Origin of the sequence: Stenotrophomonas sp. SMYL8 (assembly GCF_036320065.1) — a bacterium.
GTDB lineage: Bacteria > Pseudomonadota > Gammaproteobacteria > Xanthomonadales > Xanthomonadaceae > Stenotrophomonas > Stenotrophomonas maltophilia_A.
Genome location: NZ_JAWIRR010000024.1, coordinates 53,881 through 78,840, shown reverse-complemented (window position 1 = coordinate 78,840; position 24,960 = coordinate 53,881). Strand labels below are relative to the sequence as shown.

The window sequence follows — 24,960 nt, the reverse complement described above, 5'->3', positions numbered from 1 at the left end:
CGACGTTCGTGTGCGGGATGGGGATCGCTCGACTCGTCTGTCGGCTAGTATCCGCAGATGCATGCTTGACGGTCCCTCCACCCTGGCTCCTACATACCTCGTAGGAGCCGGGAGGAACATACAAGCAATGCTCGACTCATCGCGCATCGCACGAACAGCAGCCAAGCATGGACTCGGTGCTACAGGCCATCAGGCAACAAAAAAAACCCCGGCTTTCACCGGAGGTTCTTCGTTTCAACGGGTTGCCGGCCAGCGGCCGGCACTACCATGCGTCGTCCGCTCACAAAAAACCCCCGGCGCGAGCCGGGGGCTTTTCGTTACCGCATCAGGCGGCGACGGTCTTGGCCACGTCCTGGTATTCCTCGATCTGGTCGAAGTTCATGTAGCGGTAGATCTCCGCGCCATTGGCGTTGATCACGCCGATGTCCGCCATGTACTCCTCCTTGGTCGGGATGCGGCCCAGACGCGAACAGATCGCAGCCAGTTCCGCCGAACCCAGGTACACGTTGGTGTTGCGGCCCAGGCGGTTCGGGAAGTTGCGGGTCGAGGTCGACATTGCGGTGGAGCCTTCACGAATCTGCGCCTGGTTGCCCATGCACAGCGAGCAGCCCGGCATTTCCATGCGTGCACCGGTGGCGCCGAAGGTGCCGTACACGCCTTCCTTGGTCAGCTCCGAGGCATCCATCTTGGTCGGCGGGGCCACCCACAAGCGGGTAGGCAGGTCGCGCTTGCCTTCCAGCAGTTTCGCAGCCGCGCGGAAGTGACCGATGTTGGTCATGCACGAACCGATGAACACTTCGTCGATCTTGGCGCCGGCCACTTCGGACAGGGTCTTCACGTCGTCCGGGTCGTTCGGGCAGGCCACGATCGGCTCGTGGATGTCGGCCAGGTCGATCTCGATGACGGCAGCGTATTCGGCATCGGCATCCGGCTCCAGCAGCTCCGGGTTGGCCAGCCACGCTTCCATCTTCTCGATACGGCGCTGCAGCGAACGCGGGTCCTGGTAACCCTCGGCGATCATCCACTTCAGCAGCGTGATGTTGCTGTTGAGGTACTCGATGATCGGTTCCTTGTTCAGGCGCACCGAGCAACCGGCCGCCGAACGCTCGGCCGAGGCGTCGGACAGTTCGAATGCCTGTTCGACCTTCAGTTCCGGCAGGCCTTCGATTTCCAGGATGCGGCCGGAGAAGATGTTCTTCTTGCCAGCCTTGGCCACGGTCAGCAGGCCCGACTTGATCGCGTACAGCGGAATCGCGTTGACCAGGTCACGCAGGGTCACGCCCGGCTGCATCTTGCCCTTGAAGCGCACCAGCACCGACTCCGGCATGTCCAGCGGCATCACGCCAGTGGCAGCGGCGAAGGCGACCAGGCCCGAACCGGCCGGGAACGAAATGCCCACCGGGAATCGGGTGTGCGAGTCACCACCGGTACCGACGGTGTCCGGCAGCAGCATGCGGTTGAGCCAGCTGTGGATCACGCCGTCGCCCGGGCGCAGCGACACGCCGCCACGGGTGGAGATGAACTCCGGCAGGGTGTGGTGGGTCTTCACGTCCACCGGCTTCGGGTAAGCGGCGGTATGGCAGAACGACTGCATCACCAGGTCGGCCGAGAAGCCCAGGCAGGCCAGGTCCTTCAGCTCGTCACGGGTCATCGGGCCGGTGGTGTCCTGCGAGCCGACCGAGGTCATCTTCGGTTCGCAGTAGGTGCCCGGGCGCATGCCCTGGCCTTCCGGCAGGCCACAGGCGCGGCCGACCATCTTCTGCGCCAGCGAGAAGCCCTTGCCGGTATCGACCGGCTGCACCGGCAGGCGGAACAGGTCGGTCGGGGCCAGGCCCAGCGCTTCACGCGCCTTGCCGGTCAGGCCACGGCCGATGATCAGCGGAATGCGGCCACCGGCGCGCACTTCGTCGAACAGCACTTCGGACTTGACCTGGAACTCGGCGATCACTTCACCGTTCTTCAGCGCCTTGCCTTCGTACGGACGCAGCTCGACCACATCGCCGTGCTCCATCTTCGACACGTCCAGCTCGATCGGCAGTGCACCGGCATCTTCCATGGTGTTGTAGAAGATCGGGGCGATCTTCGAACCCAGGCAGACGCCACCGGCGCGCTTGTTCGGGATGAACGGAATGTCATCACCGGTCCACCACAGCACGCTGTTGGTGGCCGACTTGCGCGAGGAACCGGTGCCGACCACGTCGCCAACGTAGGCGACCAGGTGACCCTTGTCCTTCAGGTCGAGGATCTGCTGGATCGGGCCGCGCTTGCCGTCTTCTTCAGGGGTGAACGGCGCGTCGTCGCGCTTGTTCTTCAGCATCGCCAGGGCGTGCATCGGGATGTCCGGGCGGGTGGTCGCGTCCGGTGCCGGCGACAGGTCGTCGGTGTTGGTTTCGCCCGGCACCTTGAACACGGTGACGGTCAGGCTCTGCGGCACTTCCGGGTTGCTGGTGAACCACTCGGCGTCGGCCCAGCTCTGCAGCACGGCCTGGGCGTTGGCGTTGCCGGCCTTGGCCTTTTCCTGCACATCGTGGAAGGCATCGAACACCAGCAGGGTCTTCTTCAGACCGTTGGCGGCGATGGTGCCGACGCTGGCGTCGTCCAGCAGCTGCACCAGCGGGGCAACGTTGTAGCCGCCGAGCATGGTGCCCAGCAGTTCAGTGGCGCGCTCGCGGCTGATCAGCGGGTTCTGCTCGCTGCCGAGGGCGATCGCCGCCAGGTACGAGGCCTTGACCTTGGCCGCGTCATCGACGCCGGCCGGCACGCGGTGGGTCAGCAGGTCGAGCAGGAACTCGGCCTCGCCCTGCGGCGGGTTCTTCAGCAGTTCGATGACATCGGCCGTCTGCTGCGCGCTCAGCGGCAGCGGCGGGATGCCAAGCGCAGCGCGCTCGGCGACGTGGTGGCGGTAGGCTTCCAACATGACAACTCCCGGGTAATGCGTAGGTTGAAAAAAAGTGGGCTCAGGCTTGCGGCACGATCAGCTTCAGGCCCTTGAAGTAGTCGCGGTAAAACGTGTCGTTCCAGGTGATCAGGCCATCGCACTGCAGCAGTGCGTGGGCGCCGACCATGAATTCGTCCAGGCTGCGGCGGCTGCCGCTGCGCTGGCGGTGGCGGCGGTGCATCTCGCCGGCGCGCAGCGCCGACTTGGCTTCCATCGGGTTGAAGTGCACGCCCATTTCTTCCAGCGCTTCGAGCACCTCGGCACCGCCACGCAGCGATGCGCAGACCTCGGCCAGGGTCGCGCCGCAGACCACCACGCGGCCACCGACCAGGCTCTGCCTGAGGATGGCTTCCACGGCATCGGCCTGCGGGCCATTGCTGAGCAGCTCGACCAGCACCGGAGAGTCGACGGCGATCATCACGGCTTATTCCTCGTCACGCACCGCACGTACCGCTGCGTCGGACGATTCGAAACCGTCCAGCGCGAACTTGCCGCGCGCCCGTGAAATGGCATCGTCAACACTCTTGCGCAGGATGATGCGGCTGCCGTCCAGCTCGACCTTCAGCAGCGTGCCCTTGGTCAGGCCGAGGGCATCACGCACCGCCTTGGGCAGGGTGATCTGTCCGCGTTCTGCAACAGTGGCTTCCATCGGTAGGCCCTCCAGAGTATGCACAAATTATACATACTTCCCCGGGCATACTTCCACCCTGAACAGGACCGGCAACCCGCCAGCCCTTGCCTCGCAAAGGATCGGCCACAAACGTGACATACGCCATACACCTTCCCCTGTAGTCTGGAACCGATGCCGCAGGCCGGAACCCGGCCCGGATGAATCCATTCAGTCTGGGGTTCATACTGGGACCACCGGGGCCGTCAGGCCCGCGGCGACCGCAAGCAGGTCCGCCCATGCGCGGGCCACTGCAAGCCATCCGCAAGAAGGAGTTACCCCGCATGAGCGATTCGTTCTCCACCCGCAGCCAGCTGAACGTCGGCGGCAAGACCTACGACTACTTCAGCCTGCCCACGCTGGGCCAGCGCTTCGATATCTCCCACCTGCCCTACTCGATGAAGATCCTGCTGGAGAACCTGCTCCGGCACGAGGACGGCGGCATCACCGTCGGCAAGGACCACATCGAAGCCGTGGCCCGCTGGAACCCGGCGGCCGAGCCGGACACCGAAATCGCCTTCATGCCGGCGCGCGTGGTCCTGCAGGACTTCACCGGCGTGCCCTGCGTGGTCGACCTCGCCGCGATGCGCGACGCGGTGGTCAAGCTCGGCGGCTCGCCTGAGCAGATCAACCCGCAGATTCCCTCCGAACTGGTCATCGACCACTCGGTGCAGGTCGACGTGTTCGGCAAGCCGGACGCGCTGGACCTCAACGGCAAGATCGAGTTCCAGCGCAACCAGGAACGCTACGGCTTCCTGCGCTGGGGCCAGAAGGCCTTCGACAACTTCAAGGTAGTGCCGCCGAACACCGGCATCGTCCACCAGGTGAACCTGGAGAACCTGGCCCGCGTGGTGATGACGGCGGACAAGGACGGCAAGGCGGTCGCCTACCCCGATACCGTGTTCGGTACCGACAGCCACACCACCATGATCAACGGCATCGGCGTGCTGGGCTGGGGCGTGGGCGGCATCGAAGCGGAGGCGGCCATGCTCGGCCAGCCGTCGTCGATGCTGATCCCGCAGGTGGTCGGCTTCAAGCTGACCGGCAAGCTGCCCGAAGGCGCCACCGCCACCGACCTGGTGCTGACCGTCACCCAGATGCTGCGCAAGCTGGGCGTGGTCGGCAAGTTCGTCGAGTTCTACGGTGAGGGCCTGCAGCACCTGCCGCTGGCCGACCGCGCCACCATTGGCAACATGGCCCCGGAATACGGCGCCACCTGCGGCATCTTCCCGATCGACGCCGAGTCGCTGAACTACCTGCGCCTGTCCGGCCGCAGCGAAGAGCAGATCGATCTGGTCGAAGCCTATGCCAAGGCGCAGGGCCTGTGGCACGAACCGGGCAGCCCGCACGCGCAGTACAGCACCACGCTGGAACTGGACATGGGCACGGTGAAGCCGTCGCTGGCCGGCCCGAAGCGTCCGCAGGACCGCGTGCTGCTGGAAGACGTGCAGAAGAACTACCGCGAAGCCCTGGTTGGCCTGACCACCAACCGTGACAAGCGCAGCGACGATGTCTCCTCGTTCGTCAACGAAGGCGGCGGCGCCGCGGTCGGCAACGAGCAGCTGGCCAAGGGCTTCGCCGACATCGAAACCGAAGGCCGCAAGGTCCGCCTGAAGGACGGCGCGGTGGTCATCGCGGCCATCACCTCGTGCACCAACACCTCCAACCCGGCGGTGATGATCGCCGCCGGCCTGCTGGCCCGCAACGCGGCCGCCAAGGGCCTGAACCACCAGCCGTGGGTGAAGACCTCGCTCGGCCCAGGCTCGCGCGTGGTCACCGATTACCTGGAAAAGGCCGGCGTACTGAAGGAGCTGGAGAAGATCGGCTTCTACGTGGTCGGCTACGGCTGCACCACCTGCATCGGCAACTCCGGCCCGCTGCCGACCGAAGTCAGCGCCGGCATCGCCACCGGCGATCTGGTGGTTACCTCGGTGCTGTCCGGCAACCGCAACTTCGAGGGCCGCGTGCACCCCGAAGTGAAGATGAACTACCTGGCCAGCCCGCCGCTGGTGGTGGCCTATGCCATCGCCGGCACCACCGACATCGACCTGACCACCCAGCCGCTGGGTACCGGCAGCGATGGCCAGCCGGTGTTCCTACGCGACATCTGGCCGAGCAACAAGGAAATCGGCGACGTCATCGCCGCCACCATCGGCCCGGAGATGTTCAAGCAGAACTACGCCGATGTTTTCAAGGGTGATACCCGCTGGAACACCATCGCTTCGCCGGACGGCAACCTGTACGAGTGGAGCGATGCCTCCACCTACATCAAGAACCCGCCGTACTTCGATGGCATGACCATGCAGACCGGCAGCATCGACGACGTGCACGGTGCGCGCGTGATGGGCCTGTTCGGCGACTCGATCACCACCGACCACATCTCGCCCGCCGGCAACATCAAGAAGGACTCGCCGGCAGGCCGCTTCCTGCAGGAGCGCGGCGTGCAGCCGGCCGACTTCAACAGCTACGGCAGCCGCCGCGGCAACGATGACGTCATGGTCCGCGGCACCTTCGCCAACATCCGCATCAAGAACCTGATGTTCGGTGGCGAGGAAGGTGGCAACACCCTGTACTACCCGGCCGCTGGCGGCCAGCCGGAAAAGCTGGCGATCTACGATGCAGCCATGAAGTACAAGGCCGACAAGGTGCCGCTGGTGGTGCTGGCCGGCAAGGAGTACGGCACCGGCTCGTCGCGTGACTGGGCGGCCAAGGGCACCCTGCTGCTGGGGGTGAAGGCGGTCATCGCCGAGAGCTTCGAGCGCATCCACCGCTCCAACCTGGTCGGCATGGGCGTGCTGCCGCTGCAGTTCCGCAACGGCGAGAACGCACAGAGCCTGGGCCTGGACGGTTCGGAAGTGATCGACATCACCGGCCTGCAGGACGGTGCCAGCAAGCGCGCCACGGTCACCGCGACCAAGGCCGACGGCACCAAGAAGACCTTCGAAGTCTCGGTGATGCTGCTGACCCCGAAGGAAGTCGAGTACTTCCGCCACGGCGGCCTGCTGCAGTACGTACTGCGCCAGTTGGCCAGCAAGTAACCGGTAGCGCCGGGCCATGCCCGGCGGATCCCGGAAGCAAACGCAAAGGGCCGGATCCTCACAGATCCGGCCCTTTGCTTTGGCGTTCGCCGGGCATGGCCCGGCGCTACCTATCGCCGCGGTGCGTCCGGGTCGGTGCGCAGGGCCTTCAGCAGGCCCCACATGTAGAACGCCAGGGTGAACGAGAACGGCAGGCCGCACAGCACCACCGCCGTCTGCATCGCACTGAAGTTGCCGGCCAGCAGCAGGCCGACGCTTGCCACGGTGATGCCGGCCGCCCAGAACACGCGCAGCCAGATCGGCGCGTCGTGGCCATCCTCCACGCCGTCGTCGACCCGGCGGGTACACAGGTTGGCGATCATCAGCGTGCCCGAATCGACCGGGGTCAGGAACAGCACGAAGCCGATCACCACCGCGGCACCGGCCACGTACGGCGCGCCGGGCAGGTACTCCAGCAGCTTGAACAGCGTCATCGCCGCATCATGCTGGGCCACGTCACCCAGGATCGCCTGGCCGTGGTTGAGCACCAGATCGATAGCCGTGTTGCCGAAGATCGACAGCCACGCCAGGGTGAAGCCGAGCGGGATCAGCAGCACGCCCATGATCACTTCGCGGATGGTGCGGCCACGCGAGATGCGCGCCACGAAAAGACCGACGAACGGCGCCCAGGCGATCCACCACGCCCAGTAGAACAGCGTCCACGAGCCCATCCACTCACGGCCCTTCGGGTCGTTGAGGTACATGTCGAAGCTCTTGCGCACGAATGCGCCGAGATAATCGCCGGTGTTCTGGATCAGACCATCGAACAGGTGCAGGGTCGGGCCGGTGACCAGCACGAACAGCAGCAGGCCGCACAGCAGGCGCACGTTGAGGTTGGAGAGCCAGGCAATGCCCTTCTCCACACCCGCCACCACGCCGATGGTGGCCACCACCATCATCACCAGCACGATTGCCACCAGCACCTGCGGCGTATCCGGAATGTGGAACAGGTAGACCAGGCCGGACTGCACCACCAGCGCGCCGATGCCGAGGTTGGTCACCATCGAGATCAGCGTGGCAAGGATGCCGAAGCCATCGACCATGTCGCCGATGCGGCCATGGATGCGCTCACCGAAGATCGGGTACAGCGCCGAGCGCAGCGCCAGCGGCAGGTCGCGGCGGTAGGCGAAATAGCCCAGCGCCACGCCCACCAGCGCATACAGCGCCCAGCCGTGCAGGCCCCAGTGCAGGAAGGTCAGCACCATCGCCTCGCGGCCGGCGGCCACGGTCCCGCCGGGCTGCCCGGGCGGATTGAGGAAGTGGTCCAGCGGCTCGTAGGCGCCGTAGTACAGCAGCGCGATGCCGATGCCGGCCGAGAACAGCATCGACACCCAGGCCACGTAACCGAAGGCCGGTGATTCCTCGTTGTGGCCCAGGCGGATGCGGCCATACGGTGAGAACGCCAGCCACAGCACGAAGCCCAGGCACAGCACGATCAGCAGCATGTACCACCAGCCGAACGCTGCAGAGACTTCGGCCTGCGCCCACTGCAGCCAGTGCTCGCTGCTTTCGGGATAAAGAACGGTGAGCAGCCCGAGGATGCCGATCGACACCGAAGAGCTGAAGAAGACAAAACGGTTCAAGCGCAGGGGCGAACGCTTGGGATGAGCCAGGGAAGACATGGGGTCGTCTCATCAAGTCCGAGGGGGCACATGGGCGGGGCCGGACCGGTAAACCGGGCCCATGGCGTGGGGCGCGAGCGCATCCTAGGGTTTATTGATTGAACGTTCAATCAATAAAAAGCATAATGGCGGGCAGCCCGATCCTTCGGGTCGCAATCCGTGGAGAGACAATGCCGAAGAAAGGCGTGGAACCGGTACGGCGCGAACAGCTGATCCGGGCCACTTTCCAGACCATCGACGAGATCGGCATGGCCGATGCGACCGTCGCCACCATCGCGAAGAAAGCAGGGCTGTCCAGCGGCATCGTCGCCCACTACTTCGGCGACAAGGACGGCCTGCTCAATGCTGCAATGCGGCAGATCCTGCGTGAACTTAAGGACGCGGTCGCCCGCTGCCGTGCCGACGCTGGTGACGACCCGCGCGAGCAGCTGCGCGCCATCGTCGATGGCAACTTCGACGACAGCCAGATCAACGGTACCGCGATGCGCGTCTGGCTGACCTTCTGGGCCGCCAGCATGCACCAGCCGGAACTGGCCCGGCTGCAGCGCGCCAACGACCAGCGCCTGTTCTCCAACCTGTGCCACCAGTTCAACCGCCTGCTGCCCCACCCGCAGGCCCGCCTGGCCGCCCGTGGCCTGGCCGCGATGATCGACGGCCTGTGGCTGCGCGGCAGCCTGGTCGGCGGCCAGTTCAACGCCGAGAAGTCCCGGCGCATCGCTTACGGCTACATCGACTTCCAGTTGCAGGCTGCCGCGCTATAAGCGTTGCAGCATCCGCCCCCTTCCAAGGAGTACGCCCCATGACCACCCTGCCCGTCCAACAGCTCTACATCCACGGCCAGCGCGTCGATGCCACCAGCGGCAAGACCTTCAGGACCGTGAACCCGGCCACCGGTGACGTGATCGCTGAAGTGCAGGTCGCCAGCCAGGCCGACGTCGAACGCGCCGTGCAGAGCGCGGCCGAAGGCCAGAAGGTGTGGGCGGCGATGACTGCCATGGAGCGTTCGCGCATCCTGCGCCGCGCCGTCGAGATCCTGCGCGAGCGCAACGACGAACTGGCCCACCTGGAAACCCTGGACACCGGCAAGGCGCTGGCCGAAACCACCACCGTGGACATCGTCACCGGCGCCGACGTGGTCGAGTACTACGCCGGCCTGGCCACCGCCATCGAAGGCATCCAGCTGCCGCTGCGCGAATCGAGCTTCTTCTACACCCGCCGCGAGCCGCTGGGCGTGGTCGCCGGCATCGGCGCCTGGAACTACCCGATCCAGATCGCCATGTGGAAGTCGGCCCCGGCCCTGGCCGCCGGCAACGCGATGGTGTTCAAGCCGTCCGAAGTGACCCCGCTGACCGCGATCCGCCTGGCCGAGATCTACACCGAAGCCGGTGTGCCGGCCGGCGTGTTCAACGTCGTGCAGGGCCCGGGCCGCGAGATCGGCCAGTGGCTGACCGAGCACCCGGTGATCGAGAAGATCTCCTTCACCGGCGGCGTCGCCACCGGCAAGAAGGTGATGGCCAGCGCCGCCTCCTCGTCGCTGAAGGAAGTGACCATGGAGCTGGGCGGCAAGTCGCCGCTGGTGATCTGCGATGACGCCGATCTGGACCGCGCCGCCGACATCGCGGTGATGGCCAACTTCTTCAGCTCCGGCCAGGTCTGCACCAACGGCACCCGCGTGTTCGTGCCGCGCCGCATGCTGGCCGCGTTCGAAGCCGCCGTGGTCGAGCGCGTCAAGCGCATCCGCATCGGCGACCCGATGGCCGCCGAGACCAACTTCGGTCCGCTGACCAGCTTCCCGCACATGGAAAACGTGCTGCGCTACATCGAAAGCGGCAAGGCCGAAGGCGCTCGCCTGCTGACCGGCGGCGGCCGTGCCACCGAAGGCGCGCTGGCCAATGGCGCCTACGTGCTGCCGACCGTGTTCTCCGACTGCCGCGATGACATGACCATCGTCAAGGAAGAGATCTTCGGGCCGGTGATGAGCATCCTCGCCTACGACGACGAAGACGAAGTGGTGCGTCGTGCCAACGACACCACCTTCGGCCTCGCCGCCGGCGTGGTCAGCAAGGACGTCAGCCGCGCCCACCGCATCATCCACCGCCTGGAAGCCGGCATCTGCTGGATCAACACCTGGGGCGAATCGCCGGCCGAAATGCCGGTCGGCGGTTACAAGGAATCCGGTGTCGGCCGTGAGAACGGCCTCTCCACCCTCGGCCACTACACCCGCATCAAGTCGGTGCAGGTCGAACTGGGCGACTACGCCAGCGTGTTCTGATCGGCGCGCCCTGAGCGCGCACCTTCGTCCGGCCACTGCGCCGATCCGACATTCCGCCGGGACGCCTGCATGCAGCGCGCCCCGGCCTGCAGGAGACACCCATGAGCACCCATAACGAGTACGACTACATCATCATCGGCGCCGGTTCGGCCGGCAACGTGCTGGCCACCCGCCTCACCGAAGATGCCGATGTCAGCGTGCTGCTGCTGGAAGCCGGTGGCCCGGACTACCGGCTCGACTTCCGTACCCAGATGCCGGCGGCACTGGCCTTCCCGCTGCAGGGCAAGCGCTACAACTGGGCGTACAAGACCGATCCCGAGCCCTTCATGAACAACCGCCGCATGGACTGCGGCCGCGGCAAGGGGCTGGGTGGCTCGTCGCTGATCAACGGCATGTGTTACATCCGCGGCAACGCGATGGACTACGACAACTGGGCCAGCATGCCTGGCCTGGAAGACTGGACCTACCTGGACTGCCTGCCGTACTTCCGCAAGGCCGAAACCCGTGACATCGGCCCCAACGACTACCACGGTGGCGAAGGTCCGCTGCGGGTGACCACGCCGAAGGCCGGCAACAACGAGCTGTTCGCCGCGATGGTTGAAGCCGGCGTGCAGGCCGGCTACCCGCGCACCGACGACCTCAACGGCTACCAGCAGGAAGGCTTCGGCCCGATGGACCGCACGGTGACCCCGAAGGGCCGTCGTTCCAGCACCGCCCGTGGCTACCTGGACCTGGCCAAGCCGCGCCCGAACCTGACCATCGTCACCCACGCGCTGACCGACCGCATCCTGTTCTCGGGCAAGCGTGCGGTGGGCGTGCAGTGGCTGCACAACGACCAGCCGCAGCGTGCCACCGCCCGCCGCGAAGTGCTGCTGTGTGGCGGCGCCATCGCCTCGCCGCAGATCCTGCAGCGCTCGGGCGTCGGCCCTGCCGACCTGCTGCGCAGCCTGGACATCGACCTGGTGCACCACCTGCCGGGCGTCGGCGCCAACCTGCAGGATCACCTGGAGATGTACCTGCAGTACGAGTGCAAGAAGCCCGTCTCGCTGGCCCCGGCTCTGAAGCTGTACAACCAGCCGGCGATCGGTGCCGAATGGCTGTTCCTGGGCACCGGCATCGGCGCCAGCAACCAGTTCGAGGCCGGTGGCTTCATCCGCAGCGACGCCGAATTCGACTGGCCGAACCTGCAGTACCACTTCCTGCCGGTGGCGATCAATTACAACGGCTCCAACCCGATCAAGGCGCACAGCTTCCAGATGCACGTCGGTTCGATGCGCTCGCCCAGCCGCGGCCGCATCCACGTGCGTTCGAAGGATCCGCGCGAACATCCGAGCATCCTGTTCAACTACATGTCGCACGACCAGGACTGGCGCGAGTTCCGCGCGGCGATCCGCATCACCCGCGAGATCTTCGCGCAGCCGGCGCTGGCGCCGTACAGCGGCCGCGAGATCTCGCCGGGCAGCGCACTGCAGACCGATGCGCAGATCGATGCGTTCGTCCGCGAGCATGCCGAGACCGCCTACCACCCGTCGTGCTCGAACAAGATGGGCCATGCCGATGACCCGATGGCGGTGGTCGACGGCCAGGGCCGCGTGCACGGGCTGGAAGGCCTGCGCATCGTCGATGCCTCGATCATGCCGCAGGTGGTGACCGGCAACCTCAACGCGCCGACCATCATGATGGCCGAGAAGCTGGCCGACGTGATCCGTGGCCGCACCCCGCTGGCCCGCAGCACCGCGCCGTACTACAAGGCCAACGGCGCACCGGTACGTAGCAAGGGCTGACGCGAATCGCCCGCAAACGACGGACACCGTTCTCCGGTAGATGCCCACCTTGGTGGGCGCTCATGCACCCCGGGGGCGCGTTCTTCGCGCCCCCTTCGCGTTTTCCCTACGGAACGGTATGCTGCGGTGAGCGGTTCTGGCGGATACTGTCCGCGCCGCACCCATCATCACGATTCCTGGAGGGGGAATATGAGTCTGGATCGTCCCTGGCTGCAGAGCTATCCGAAAGGCGTTCCCGCCGAGATCGACGTCAACGAATTCCATTCGGTAGCCTCGGTCTTCGACGCTTCCGTCGCGAAATTCCGCGACCGTCCCGCCTACTCCAGCTTCGGCAAGGTCCTCACCTATGGTGAGACGGATGCGCTGGTCACCCAGTTCGCCGCCTACCTGCTGGGTGAGCTCAAGCTCAAGAAGGGTGACCGCGTCGCCCTGATGATGCCCAACTGCCTGCAGTACCCGGTGGCCACCTTCGGCGTGCTGCGCGCCGGCCTGACCGTGGTCAACGTCAACCCGCTGTACACCGCGCGCGAACTCAAGCACCAGCTGGTTGATGCCGGCGTCAGTGCCCTGGTGGTGGTCGACAACTTCGGCGACACCGTCGAACAGGTCATCGCCGATACGCCGGTCAAGCACGTGGTCACCACCGGCCTGGGCGACCTGCTCGGCGCCAAGGGCGCGATCGTCAACTTCGTGCTGAAGTACATCAAGAAGATGGTGCCCAACTACCACATCAAGGGTGCCGTCCGCTTCAAGCAGGCGCTCAAGCTGGGCAGCCGCCACGCGCTTCCGGCGGTCGAGATCGACCACGACGACATTGCCTTCCTGCAGTACACCGGCGGCACCACCGGCGTGGCCAAGGGTGCGATGCTGACCAACCGCAACCTGATCGCCAACATGCAGCAGGCGTCGGCATGGCTGTCCACCTCGGGCATCGAGCCGGGCAAGGAAGTGATCATCACTGCCCTGCCGCTGTACCACATCTTCGCGTTGACCGCGAACGGCCTGGTCTTCATGAAGTTCGGTGGCTGCAACCACCTGATCACCAACCCGCGCGACATGAAGGGCTTCGTCAAGGAGCTCAAGGGCACCCGCTTCACCGCCATCACCGGCGTCAACACGCTGTTCAACGGCCTGCTCAACACCCCGGGCTTCGACGAGATCGACTTCTCTTCGGTCAAGTTCACCCTGGGCGGCGGCATGGCGGTGCAACGTGCCGTGGCCGAACGCTGGAAGAAGGTCACCGGCGTGACCCTCGTCGAAGCCTATGGCCTGACCGAGACCTCCCCCGCGGCCTGCATCAATCCGCTCACCCTGCCCGAGTACAACGGTGCCATCGGCCTGCCGATCCCGTCCACCGATGCCTGCATCAAGGACGACAACGGCAACATCCTGGCGCTGGGCGAAGTGGGCGAGCTGTGCATCAAGGGCCCACAGGTGATGAAGGGCTACTGGCAGCGTCCGGAAGAAACCGCCACCGCCATCGATGCGGACGGCTGGCTGCACACCGGCGACATGGCGAAGATGGACGAACAGGGCTTCTTCTACATCGTCGACCGCAAGAAGGACATGATCCTGGTGTCCGGCTTCAACGTGTACCCGAATGAGGTCGAAGACGTCATCGCGATGATGCCGGGCGTGCTGGAAGTCGCCGCCGTCGGTGTCCCGGACGAAAAGTCCGGCGAAGTGGTCAAGGTCGTGATCGTGAAGAAGGACCCGAACCTGACCGCGGAAATGGTCAAGGAACATGCGCGGGCAAACCTGACCGGTTACAAGCACCCCAGAATCGTAGAATTCCGAAAGGAGCTGCCGAAGACCAACGTCGGCAAGATTCTCCGTCGCGAGCTGCGTGATACGCCCGCCCAGTAAGGGTTTCCGGGCAACGGGAGAGTACAGGGACCCCGCCGGAGACGGCGGGGTCTTTTTATTACCGGAACATGGCCGGTACAGCGCTTGCGGGCGGTTCACGACGGGTGCATAGAATCAGTCGCCGCCGCACGTTCAGCCCGCCCCCTCACTCCTCTCCGTCCGCTCTGCGGTTGGCCGGACGGTCACACGGAGAACTCCCATGTCCGCAGTACGCCCCATCATCACCCGTCCCTCGCAGCACCCTACCCTGCGTATCACCGAAGAACCCGAGCGGGATGTCTACTGGATCCACATGCACGCCAACCTGGTCAACCAGCCGGGCCGGCCGTGCTTCGCCTCGCGCCTGGTCGATGACATCGTCGACTACCAGCGCGAACTGGGCGATCGCCTCAGCGCCTCGCACGCTCTGTCACCCCATGTCGTTCTTGCCTCGGACAGCGACGTGTTCAACCTGGGTGGCGATCTCGAACTGTTCTGCCGCCTGATCCGCGAGGGCGACCGTGCCCGCCTGCTCGACTATGCCCAACGCTGCGTGCGCGGCGTGCATGCCTTCCATGCCGGCCTGGGCACCCGTGCCCACAGCATCGCCCTGGTCCAGGGCAATGCACTGGGTGGCGGCTTCGAGGCCGCACTGAGCTGCCACACCATCGTCGCCGAGGAAGGCGTGTTGATGGGCCTGCCCGAGGTGCTGTTCGACCTGTTCCCGGGCATGGGCGCCTACTCCTTCCTGTGCCAGCGGATCAGCCCGCGCCTGGCCGAGAAGATCATGCTGGAAGGCAACCTCTACACCGCCAGCCAGCTGAAGGAGATGGGCCTGGTCGACATCGTGGTGCCGGTGGGCGAAGGTGTTGCCGCGGTCGAACAGGTGATCAAGGAAAGCCGGCGCATTCCGCACGCGTGGGCGGCGATGCGTGAGGTCAACGAGATCGCCACCATGGTGCCGCTGCATGAAATGATGCGGATCACCGAGATCTGGGTGGACACCGCCATGCAGCTCGGCGAGAAGTCCCTGCGCACCATGGATCGGCTGGTACGGGCGCAGGCCCGGCGCAATGGCGACCCGGCCTGACCGTCTGGCGGGTCAGGACGGGCTGCGCTCGCTGTCGTCGCGGTGCGATGCTCCCGCACTACGGGCAGCCAACGCATTCCTGCCGTTGCGCAGGGCAGTCGCCAGGCTGCCGAGGCGGGCGTTCCATTCACCCTTCAGCTGCCAGTCCGCCATGCGCATGATTTCGCCACTGGAGGCGGCAACCTGGACAAGCCCCAGGTTGCTCGCCACACCGCGCAGCGCGTGTGCGTGCTCGCGGAAATCCTCCCAGGCCTGGCGCTCGCCGCAGCCCTGCAGCTGGCCCATGCTCGCGTCGACGTCCGCCAGGCACTGGTCGATGAACTTGCGTTCGAAGCCATCGCCCATGCCCAGCGACGCCAGCTCGTCCAGCACCGCGGTATCGAGCACGCCATCGCCAACCGGCAATGCCGGCACCGACTGGATGCCGGACTCGGCGCGGGTGTTGGCGGCGACATCGGCCAGCACTTCCAGCAGACGGGTGGCCACCACGGGCTTGGCAAGGAAGGCGCGGGCACCGGCCTGCTCGCAACGCAGGATGGACTCGGGGGTGACGTCTGCGCTCAGCACCATGACCGGAACGTAAGGCATGCCACTGGCCTGCATCACCCGCAACTGCTTGAGCAGGTCCAGTCCGCTCATGCCGGGCATGTGCAGATCGACGATCGCTGCGTCGTAACTGGCCTGCTCCAACGCATCGAGCACTTCGGCGCCGCCATTGACGCAGGTGACCTTGTGGCCGGCCTTCTCCAGCAACCGCTGCAGCACCATGCGATTGGCTTCGTGGTCGTCGGCCACCAGCACCCGCAGGCTGCGCACGCGCGCACGATGGCGCAGGAAGGGATTGGAGAACGCGATGACATTGCCGGCTTCAGCCACCTCGGACGGAACCGCCGGGGCTGATGAAGTGTCTGCGACGTCCAGCGTGATCTCGACCCAGAACACGCTGCCACGCGGGCTGTTCGGCGCATAACCGACCTGCCCGCCCATCGACTCGACCAGGCCCTTGGCAATGGCGGTGCCCAGACCGGTGCCTTCATGCCGGCGGGCCAGGCCGACATCGCCCTGCTCGAAGGCATTGAACAGCCGGCCGCGCAGCGCCACCGGCACGCCGATGCCGCTGTCGACGATCTCGAATCGCAGGCGCATCCGCTCGCTGCCCAGCACATCGGGGCTGGACACGCGCAGATGCACGTAGCCGCTGTCGGTGAACTTGACCGCGTTACCCATCAGATTGAGCAGGATCTGCTGCAGATGACCGGCATCACCCAGCAGGCGCGGCGGCACGTTGTCATCCACCTGCACGCGATAGTCCAGCGATTTGGAGCGGGTCTGCGGGGTCAGGATCAGGTTGATCGCCTGCAGCACGTCGGCCAGCGCGAACTCGTGCCACTCCACGCGCACCTTGCCGGCTTCGATCGCGGAGATGTCCAGCACCTCTTCCACCAGCGCCAACAGACTGCGGGTCGAGGCCTGGATGGTGTTCAGGCACTCGCGCTGTTCGTCGTCCAGGCGGGTGGTGGCCAGCACTTCGGTCATGCCGGCCAGCCCGTTCAACGGCGTGCGGAACTCATGGCTCATGTTGGCCAGGAAACGGCTCTTGGCTTCGTTGGCTTGGCGCGCCTCTGCCACCGCCCGGGTCAAGGCATGCAGCAGCGAATCGAAGTACAGCGGAATCGCGCCCAGGCCCAGCAGCAGGCCCCAGCCCAGATAGTCGTGGCCGCGCCAGTACGGCGACAGCATCACCGTGCACAGGAAGGCCAGACAGCCCATGGCCGTGGCCACGCGCAGGTAGGTGCTGCCGTAGCGCATGCCGTTGCCGATCGTGACCCACAGCATCACCGCATACAGCGGTGCCGCCGGCTCACCCTGGATGGTCATGATCCAGGCCATGCAGGTGTAGTCGGTCAGCATGCCGATCACCCGGCGCACATGCGACACACCCGGGTTGACCAGGATCGCGGTCAGCAGGCCGGCGGAAATGGTCAGCTCGAAGGCGAGGATCAGCCACGTCGCAGTCAGTGCCTCACCGCCGCCGCTCAGCGAACGCCAGCCGAGATAGCTGATGAACAGCGCCGTGATGATGATGCGGATCAGGTTCTGCGCGTGCTCGCTGTCCTCGCGCCCGGACAGGCGTTGCTTGAAGCGTGCCAGCAGCGAGCGCTTGTCGGAGCCAGCGGCGGGAGTCGTATCCATGGTCGGATGTCGCATCCTTCGGCGCAGCAGGGAAGAGCAGCACAACGGTACTGCCAGCAACCCCAACCACAGGGAAATGGCCAGCCCCAGGTTGGCCTGCCAGTAAGGGGTCAACAGCACGGTAGTGCCGAAACTGACCATCGCCAGCACGATGGCAGCGGCCAGGTAACGCGGCCCGAAGCGCAGGCCGTTGCCCACCGTGACCCACATCACCACCGCATACACCCACGCCAGCGGCTCACCCATCTGGATCATGCCGACCGCGATCAGGCCGTAATCGGCCAGCATTCCGGCCACCCGCCGCGGATCGGAGCGCTCCGGCTTCCACAGCAGCCAACCGAACAGCAGCAGCGAAAGTCCCAATCCGGTCAGTACCGTCGCGAGCACGCCCTGGTACTGCTCCAGACGGTGCAGGCGCGCACCGGACAGCAGCACATAGACCAGGATCAGCGAGATCAGCACCACCCGCACGATCGCCTGGCCATGTTCCGAATCCGGACGCTGCGCCAGCCGACGCCTCACGCGTGCGAACAGGTCCTGCATGTCACCCACCCGGTCGCGTCGATGCCGTCGAGTGCTGGGCGCAGATATCCATCAACTGCTGGTGGCCGCGCATCAGCGCATCCACGCAGCGTGGATCGAACAGGCGGCCACGCTGGGCATACAGATAGGCCAGTGTGGCTTCCATGGTCCATGCTTCCTTGTACGGACGGGGTGAGATGAGTGCGTCGAAGACGTCGGCCACGGCGACGATGCGCGCTTCCAGCGGAATCGCCTCACCGACCAGCCCATCCGGGTAGCCGCTGCCGTCGTAACGTTCGTGGTGGCGCAGCGCGATCAATGCGCCGACCTGGATGAAGCGGTTCTGGCTGCCACTGAGCAGCTCATGGCCGATGCGTGGGTGCCGGCGCATGATCGCCAGCTCCTCGTCGTTGAGCTTGCCCTGCTTGAGCAGCACTGCATCGGGAATGGCGATCTTGCCCATGTCATGCAGCGGCGCGGCCATCTCGATCAGGCGCACGTCGTCTTCGGGCAGGCCCAGCTGCTCGGCGATCAGCCCTGCCACGCGCGCCATGCGTTCAAGGTAGGCACTGGTGCCGGCATCACGGAACTCGATCGCCCGCGCCAACCGCGACAGGGTCTCACGCTCGCGTTCCTCGACCTCGTGCATGCTGGCCAGCAAGCGCTGCTCCAGCGACAACGCGCGTTGCTTCACGTTCTCGGTCTGCTGGCGCAGCTGCAACAGGTTGTAGCAGCGCGCGCGCAGTTCGCGCGGACGGATGGGCTTGACCAGGAAGTCGATGACCCCCGCTTCCAGCGCCGCCTGACGGATCGGCTCGTCGCCGACCACGGTGATCAGGATCACGGGAATGTCGCGATGCTTGGGCAGGCGACGGAAACGGCGGGCGAACTCCAGCCCGTCCATTTCCGGCATGCGGTAATCGAGCAGCAGCAGGTCGACCGGATGCGCCTCACACCAGGCCAATGCGGTCAGCGGATCACCGAAGTCATACACGCTCAGTTCCGGCGCGATATCTTCGATGACGTGACGCAGCATCGTCCGGGCGGACGTCTGGTCGTCAACAATGACGATGTTCAACGCGTACTCTGCCTGGTTTCTCGACCATGCTGGATCATCAGCAGGCGAGGATACCCTGCCGCTGCGAACGCTCGCACCCTGCATCGGCCTGACTCCCGTGTCATGCGTCCCGGTTCATGATCGTCATCACATTGTGAAGCGGACTCTCCACAGTGCGCACCCCCCCTGGCGCCGATCAAGCCACAACAGACGTCAAGGTAGTGCATTAACGATACGCCGAGTGCGGGAGGCGTCAATCGCGCCGTCTCATTTCGCGACGGCGCGCACAAACAGGAGTCAAAAAGACGACTTACTGCTCCGGACGCATGTACGGGAACAGCAGCACGTCACGGATCGAGCTGCTGCCAGTCAGCAGCATCACCAGGCGATCGACGCCGATGCCGAGGCCGCCGGTCGGTGCCATGCCGTACTCCAGCGCACGGATGTAGTCGGCGTCGTAGTGCATGGCCTCGTCATCGCCGCCTTCCTTCGCCGCCACCTGGGCCTGGAAACGCTGGGCCTGGTCTTCCGGGTCGTTCAGCTCGGAGAAGCCATTGGCCAGCTCCTTGCCGTTGACGAACAGCTCGAAGCGGTCGGTGTAGCCCGGATCGTTATCGTTGGCACGGGCCAGCGGCGAGACCTCCACCGGATGGTCGGTGATGAAGGTCGGCTGGATCAGGGTGTGCTCGACGGTGGCTTCGAAGATCTCCAGCAGCAGCTTGCCCCAGCCGTAGGACGGCTTGACGCGGATCTTCAAGCGCTCGCAATGGCGCAGCAGTGCATCGCGGTCGGTGCAGTCGGCAGCAGAGATTTCCGGGTTGTGGTGGCGCACAGCCTCGTCCATGCGCCAGCGGCGGAACGCCGGGCCCAGGTCGATCTTCGCGCCGTCCCACTCCACTTCGGTGCCGCCATTGACCGTCCTGGCCACGTCACGGATCACGCCTTCGGTCAGGTCCATGATCTCGTTGTACGTGGCATAGGCCTCGTACAGCTCCATCATGGTGAATTCCGGGTTGTGGCGGGTGCTGACGCCTTCATTGCGGAAGTTGCGGTTGATCTCGTAGACGCGCTCCAGGCCACCCACGGTCAGGCGCTTGAGGTACAGCTCCGGCGCCACGCGCAGGTACAGGTCCAGGTCCAGCGCATTGTGGTGGGTGGTGAACGGCTTGGCCGCCGCGCCGCCGGGGATGTAATGCATCATCGGCGTTTCGACTTCCAGGAAGTCGCGGTTGTCCAGCCACGCGCGCATGGCGCGGATGATCTTCGAGCGCTTGATGAACACCGCGCGCGACTCCGGGGTCACGATCAGGTCGACATAGCGCTGGCGGTAGCGCTGCTCGACGTCGGCCAGGCCATGCCACTTGTCCGGCAGCGGGCGCAGCGACTTGGTCAGCAAGCGGATCGATTCGGCCTTGACCGACAGCTCGCCGGTCTTGGTACGGGTCAGGCCGCCTTCGACGGCGATGATGTCGCCCACGTCCCAGCCCTTGAAGGCGGTGTAGGCATCGCCCAGCACCGTGCCCTGCAGGAACAGCTGGATGCGGCCGGACTCGTCCTGGATCTGCGCGAAACTGGCCTTGCCCATGATGCGCTTTGCCATCAGGCGGCCCGCCATCTTCACCTGGCGGCCGTTGCCTTCCAGGGCCTCGGCGGTCCACTGCTCGGCGTCGGCGAATTCTTCCTGCAGGCGGCCGGCGAAGTCCTCGCGACGGAAATCGTTCGGGTACGCGATGCCCTGCCCACGCAGCGTTTTGAGTTTCTCGCGGCGCTCGGCGATCAACTTGTTTTCGTCAACGGGGGGGGTATCGGTAGCTTCGCTCATGGATCTGCGGGAATCGTGTAGTGAGGGGGGATGTTGCGCCCGGCACAGCCGGTTGCCCAGCATACCAAAACCGCCCCGCCCCAGCCCTGGGCCGGACCCCCGCCTGGTCGTCGCCAACCTTGGTTGGCGGTCCGTGTGTCGACCAAGGTCGACACCTACCAGGCCCACTGCTCGCCGCTCTGGTAGCCGCCAACCTTGGTTGGCGCTCCATCGTGTCGACCAAGGTCGACACCTACCAGGTCCGCTGCCCGCCGCTCTGGTAGCCGCCAACCTTGGTTGGCGCTCCATCGTGTCGAGCAAGGTCGACACCTACCAGGTCCGCTGCCCGCCACTCTGGTAGCCACCAACCTTGGTTGGCGGTCCGCGTGTCGACCAAGGTCGACACCTACGGGATTCCGGGGAACCGATGCCCCGGTAGGCGTCAACCGTTCCCGGGGAACGCCTGCCGCAGCTCGTCCACCAGCACCCGCTGGTTCTCCGAGTAGTCGATCGGCACCGATACCAGGTGCACCCCACCCTCGTTGAACGCCGCCTCCAGCGTGGGGATGAACTGCTCGATGGCCGTCACCTCATGCCCCTTGCAGCCATAGGCTTCCGCATACTTCACGAAATCCGGGTTACTGAACGTCATGCCGTAGTCGGTGAAGCCATCCACCGCCTGCTTCCAGCGGATCATCCCGTAGGCGCCGTCGTTGAGGATCAGCACCACCAGGTTCAGGCCCAGCCGACGCGCGGTCTCCAGCTCCTGGCTGTTCATCATGAAACCGCCATCGCCGCACACCGCCAGCACCCTCCGCTGCGGGTACAGGATCGAGGCCATGATCGCCGACGGCAGGCCCGCGCCCATCGTCGCCAGCGCGTTGTCCAGCAGCAGCGTATTGGCCACCTGGGTGCGGTAATTGCGCGCAAACCAGATCTTGTACATGCCGTTGTCCAGCGCCACGATGCCGTCCGGCGGCATCACCTGGCGCACGTCGTGCACCAGCCGCTGCGGGGTGAATCCAGCTTCCTCGGCTCGGTCAGCCAAGTGTTCCAGAATCGTCGCGCGCAGTGGCAGCAGCGCGTCGGCGTTCGGCACTGCACCTTCGATACGGTCGGCCAGCTGGGTCAGCGAACGGCCGATATCGCCGATCACTTCCACCTGCGGGAAGTACACCTGCTCCACCGCCGCCTGCGAATAGCCGATATGGATCACGGTCGGCCCACCCGGGCGCATCACGAACGGCGGCTTCTCGGTGACCTCGTGGCCGATCGTCACGATCACGTCGGCCTGGTCGATCGCCATGTGCACGTAGTCGCGCTCGGTCAGCGCGGCGGTGCCCATGTACAGGCCCGAACCACCGGCCACCGCACCCTTGCCCATCTGCGTGGTGAAGAATGGAATACCCGCGCGCAGCACGAATGCCGACAACGCTTCGCTGGACTGCGGCCGCGACGCCGCCGAGGCGATCATCAGCAGCGGGCGCCTGGCGTTGCGGATGATCTCCGCCGCGCGGTCCAGTGCTTCCGGACTGGCAATGGGACGATCCACCGCGTGCGGCGGAATCAGCGCTACGTCCCCGACCTCATCGGCCGCGATGTCTTCGGGCAGCTCCAGCAGCACCGGGCCCGGGCGCTCTTCCAGCGCGGTACGGAATGCCTCGCGGACGATGGTCGGAATGGTGCGCGCCGACACGATCTGCCGCGCCTGCTTGGTCAGCGGCTTCATCGTGCTGACGATGTCAACGATCTGGAAGCGTGCCTGCTTGCTGGCGACGATGCCCTTCTGGCCAGTGATCATGATCACCGGCCACGCGCCGAGCAGCGCGTAGGCGGCACCGGTGGTGAAGTTGAGCGCGCCCGGGCCAAGCGTGGCCAGGCACACGCCCGGCTTGCCGGTCAGGCGGCCATAGGTGGCCGCCATGAACACCGCCGCCTGTTCGTGGCGGGTGATGACCAGCTCGATGCTGGAATGGCGGAGCGACTCGACCACATCGAGGTTCTCTTCGCCGGGGATGCCGAAAATACGCTCGACGCCTTCGTTCTCAAGTGCGGCGACGAGCAGGTCTGAACCCTTGGACATTGGAATGCCGTCCTTTTCGCTGGACTGATGGTGGATCGTTGCAGGAAGGATGGAAGCTGCGCGTCAATGCTTGTCGAACCACACCGTCTGCGCGTTGACGAACTCACGGATGCCGAAGTGCGAGAGCTCGCGACCGAAGCCGCTCTTCTTCACGCCACCGATCGGCACGCGCGGATCCGAGGCGGAGAAGCCGTTGACGAACACGCCGCCGGTCTGCAGCCGGCGCGCCAGCTGCATGGCCCGCGCGCGGTCGCCGGTCCACAGGTTGCCGCTGAGGCCGAATTCGCTCTGGTTGGCCAGCTCCACCGCATGGTCGGCGTCGCGGGCCCGGCTGATCGAGGCCACCGGCCCGAAGGTCTCGGTATCGAAGGCCTGCATGCCCGGTTCCACGCCGGCCAGCACGGTGGGCGCGTAGAACGCGCCCGGGCGATCCAGCTGATGGCCGCCGACCAACAGCTTCGCGCCCGCGTCCACCGAGGCGCGTACCTGCGCGTCCAGCTGTTCCAGCAGGTCCTGGCGTGCCATCGGGCCGATACGATTGCCGGCTTCACGGCCGTCGCCGATGGTCAGCGCCTGCACCTTCTGGCAGAACTGCGCCACGAAACGGTCGTACACCGCGTCTTCAACGATGATGCGCTTGCCGGCAATGCAGACCTGCCCGGTGTTCTGGAACCGCGACGCCACAGCGGCGTCGACCGCAGCATCGAGGTCGGCGTCGGCCAGCACGATGAACGGATCCGAACCGCCCAGTTCCAGTACCACCTTCTTCAGCGCCTGCCCGGCCTGGGCGGCGATGCTGCGGCCTGCGGCCACGCTGCCGGTCAGGGTGACGGCAGCGATGCGGTCATCGGCGATCGCACGGCTGGTGCCGTCGCGGCTGATGTTGGCGGCGATGAAGGTGCCTTCCGGCAGACCAGCATCGCGCCAGGCCGCGTCAAGCAGCTGCGCGGTACCGACGATGTTCTCGGCCGGCTTCAGCAGGAAGCCGTTGCCGCCCATCAGGATCGGCACTGCCGCGCGCATTACCTGCCAATACGGGAAGTTCCACGGCATGATGCCCAGCACCACGCCCAGCGGCAGGTAGGACACGTAGGCCTTGTCGTCGGGTACCTGGGTCGATTCGTCGCGCAGGAACTGCGCACCGTGGTCGGCGTACCAGTCGCACAGCACGGCGCACTTCTCGATCTCGGCCAGTGATTCGGCCTGCACCTTGCCCATCTCGGCGGTGGCCAGCGCGGCCAGCTTCTCGCGGTCACGGCGCAGTACGCCCGCCATCGCGCGCAACACCTGCGCGCGCTGTTCGAGGCTGCTGGCGCTCCAGGCGGCGAAACCAGCCTGGCTGCGGTCGAGGATCGCTTCCAGCTCGGCATCAGTAGCGAAGGGATGGCTGGCGATCTGCAGGCCGGTGGCCGGATCGCGGGAAATGGCGGTAGTGGGGGCAGCGGACATGCAGGTCTCCTGGTGTCTCGACAACGGGCGGTGGCCCGTCTCCTGCACAGGAATGTGGACCCGATCGACGGGCACAACAAGGCGTCTGCTTATCCTGTGACCTGCACTTACCTGCCTGAATGGGTTGGGTTGTCCTGGCAGGGCTGCGCCCTGCACCCGCAGAGGCTTCAAACCGAGGCAACGGCAACAGCGTGCATTCCGCGGGATGGCGGGGTGGGTCCGGTTGCGGGGGACGGCGCAAGTACGTCCATGTAGCCTCGGTCGCGCCATCCATGGCGCTCACGCCCCCGCAACCGGACCCACCCCGCCTTCGACAGATTTCCGCGATCTGTCGGAAATGCTCTTGGGGTCAGATCCGTTTTCCGTAGGAAAACGGATCTGACCCCGGAATTTCTTTCGATATCTGACAGATGTGTCGACCAAGGTCGACACCTACCAACAACCGCGCGAAATCTGTAAGAGGCGGGGGGGGGGGGGGGGGGGGGGGGGGGGGGGGGGGGGGGGGGGGGGGGGGGGGGGGCGCGGGGGCGGGGGGGGGGGGGGGGGGGGGGCCGGCCCCC

At 65.8% G+C, this 24,960-nt stretch carries 15 protein-coding genes; 6 read left to right on the top strand and 9 right to left on the bottom strand.

Going from position 1 to position 24,960, the window contains the following annotated elements:
• Positions 1-325 precede the first annotated feature (325 nt).
• Genes acnB through V3B25_RS16920 form a run of 3 tightly spaced genes read right to left on the bottom strand, consistent with a single transcriptional unit; the run spans position 326 to position 3,587 of the window.
• Positions 326-2,917, bottom strand: a complete 2,592-nt coding sequence (gene acnB, locus V3B25_RS16930) for a bifunctional aconitate hydratase 2/2-methylisocitrate dehydratase (RefSeq protein WP_049463414.1) — start codon at positions 2,915-2,917, stop codon at positions 326-328.
• A gap of 40 nt (positions 2,918-2,957) precedes the next feature.
• Entirely contained in the window at positions 2,958-3,356 is a 399-nt protein-coding gene (locus tag V3B25_RS16925; protein ID WP_008267153.1) for a type II toxin-antitoxin system VapC family toxin, read from the bottom strand.
• Positions 3,357-3,362: 6 nt separating this feature from the next.
• A complete protein-coding gene (locus V3B25_RS16920) occupies positions 3,363-3,587 on the bottom strand; it encodes an AbrB/MazE/SpoVT family DNA-binding domain-containing protein (protein WP_005409505.1) in 225 nt (74 codons plus the stop codon).
• Between the two features lie 302 nt (positions 3,588-3,889).
• Here V3B25_RS16920 and acnA point away from each other — a divergent pair, with 302 nt between their 5' ends.
• Positions 3,890-6,643: an aconitate hydratase AcnA gene (acnA, locus tag V3B25_RS16915; protein ID WP_329811035.1), complete on the top strand. Its 2,754-nt coding sequence runs from the start codon at positions 3,890-3,892 to the stop codon at positions 6,641-6,643.
• 110 nt (positions 6,644-6,753) lie between these two features.
• On the opposite strand, the gene V3B25_RS16910 is transcribed toward acnA, so the two are convergent.
• A complete protein-coding gene (locus tag V3B25_RS16910) occupies positions 6,754-8,304 on the bottom strand; it encodes a BCCT family transporter (RefSeq protein WP_049424629.1) in 1,551 nt (516 codons plus the stop codon).
• A 170-nt stretch (positions 8,305-8,474) separates the two neighbouring features.
• Here V3B25_RS16910 and betI point away from each other — a divergent pair, with 170 nt between their 5' ends.
• The 5 genes from betI (at position 8,475) to V3B25_RS16885 (ending at position 15,295) form a co-directional block, all read left to right on the top strand.
• A complete protein-coding gene (gene betI, locus V3B25_RS16905; protein ID WP_329811034.1) occupies positions 8,475-9,065 on the top strand; it encodes a transcriptional regulator BetI in 591 nt (196 codons plus the stop codon).
• 38 nt (positions 9,066-9,103) lie between these two features.
• Positions 9,104-10,576, top strand: a complete 1,473-nt coding sequence (gene betB, locus V3B25_RS16900; protein WP_329811033.1) for a betaine-aldehyde dehydrogenase — start codon at positions 9,104-9,106, stop codon at positions 10,574-10,576.
• A 101-nt stretch (positions 10,577-10,677) separates the two neighbouring features.
• A complete protein-coding gene (betA, locus tag V3B25_RS16895) occupies positions 10,678-12,360 on the top strand; it encodes a choline dehydrogenase (protein WP_049424632.1) in 1,683 nt (560 codons plus the stop codon).
• Between the two features lie 189 nt (positions 12,361-12,549).
• Positions 12,550-14,226 (top strand): long-chain fatty acid--CoA ligase, encoded by a 1,677-nt coding sequence (locus V3B25_RS16890; protein ID WP_049399434.1) that lies wholly within the window; start codon positions 12,550-12,552, stop codon positions 14,224-14,226.
• 199 nt (positions 14,227-14,425) lie between these two features.
• The gene (locus tag V3B25_RS16885) at positions 14,426-15,295 is read left to right on the top strand and encodes a crotonase/enoyl-CoA hydratase family protein (protein WP_012480080.1); all 870 of its coding nucleotides are present in this window, start codon (positions 14,426-14,428) and stop codon (positions 15,293-15,295) included.
• A 12-nt stretch (positions 15,296-15,307) separates the two neighbouring features.
• Here V3B25_RS16885 and V3B25_RS16880 read toward each other — a convergent pair whose 3' ends face one another.
• The 5 genes from V3B25_RS16880 to V3B25_RS16860 form a co-directional block, all read right to left on the bottom strand.
• Positions 15,308-17,488 carry a response regulator gene (locus V3B25_RS16880; protein ID WP_032129844.1) on the bottom strand — a complete coding sequence of 727 codons (2,181 nt, stop codon included), beginning with the start codon at positions 17,486-17,488 and terminating at the stop codon, positions 15,308-15,310.
• Between the two features lie 544 nt (positions 17,489-18,032).
• Positions 18,033-19,172: a two-component system response regulator gene (locus V3B25_RS16875; RefSeq protein WP_006364528.1), complete on the bottom strand. Its 1,140-nt coding sequence runs from the start codon at positions 19,170-19,172 to the stop codon at positions 18,033-18,035.
• 205 nt (positions 19,173-19,377) lie between these two features.
• A complete protein-coding gene (gene lysS, locus V3B25_RS16870) occupies positions 19,378-20,889 on the bottom strand; it encodes a lysine--tRNA ligase (protein WP_049424637.1) in 1,512 nt (503 codons plus the stop codon).
• 421 nt (positions 20,890-21,310) lie between these two features.
• The gene (locus tag V3B25_RS16865) at positions 21,311-22,951 is read right to left on the bottom strand and encodes an acetolactate synthase large subunit (RefSeq protein WP_097048051.1); all 1,641 of its coding nucleotides are present in this window, start codon (positions 22,949-22,951) and stop codon (positions 21,311-21,313) included.
• A 63-nt stretch (positions 22,952-23,014) separates the two neighbouring features.
• On the bottom strand, positions 23,015-24,400 hold the full coding sequence (locus tag V3B25_RS16860) for an NAD-dependent succinate-semialdehyde dehydrogenase (RefSeq protein ID WP_329811032.1): 1,386 nt from the start codon (positions 24,398-24,400) through the stop codon (positions 23,015-23,017).
• Positions 24,401-24,960: the final 560 nt, after the last annotated feature.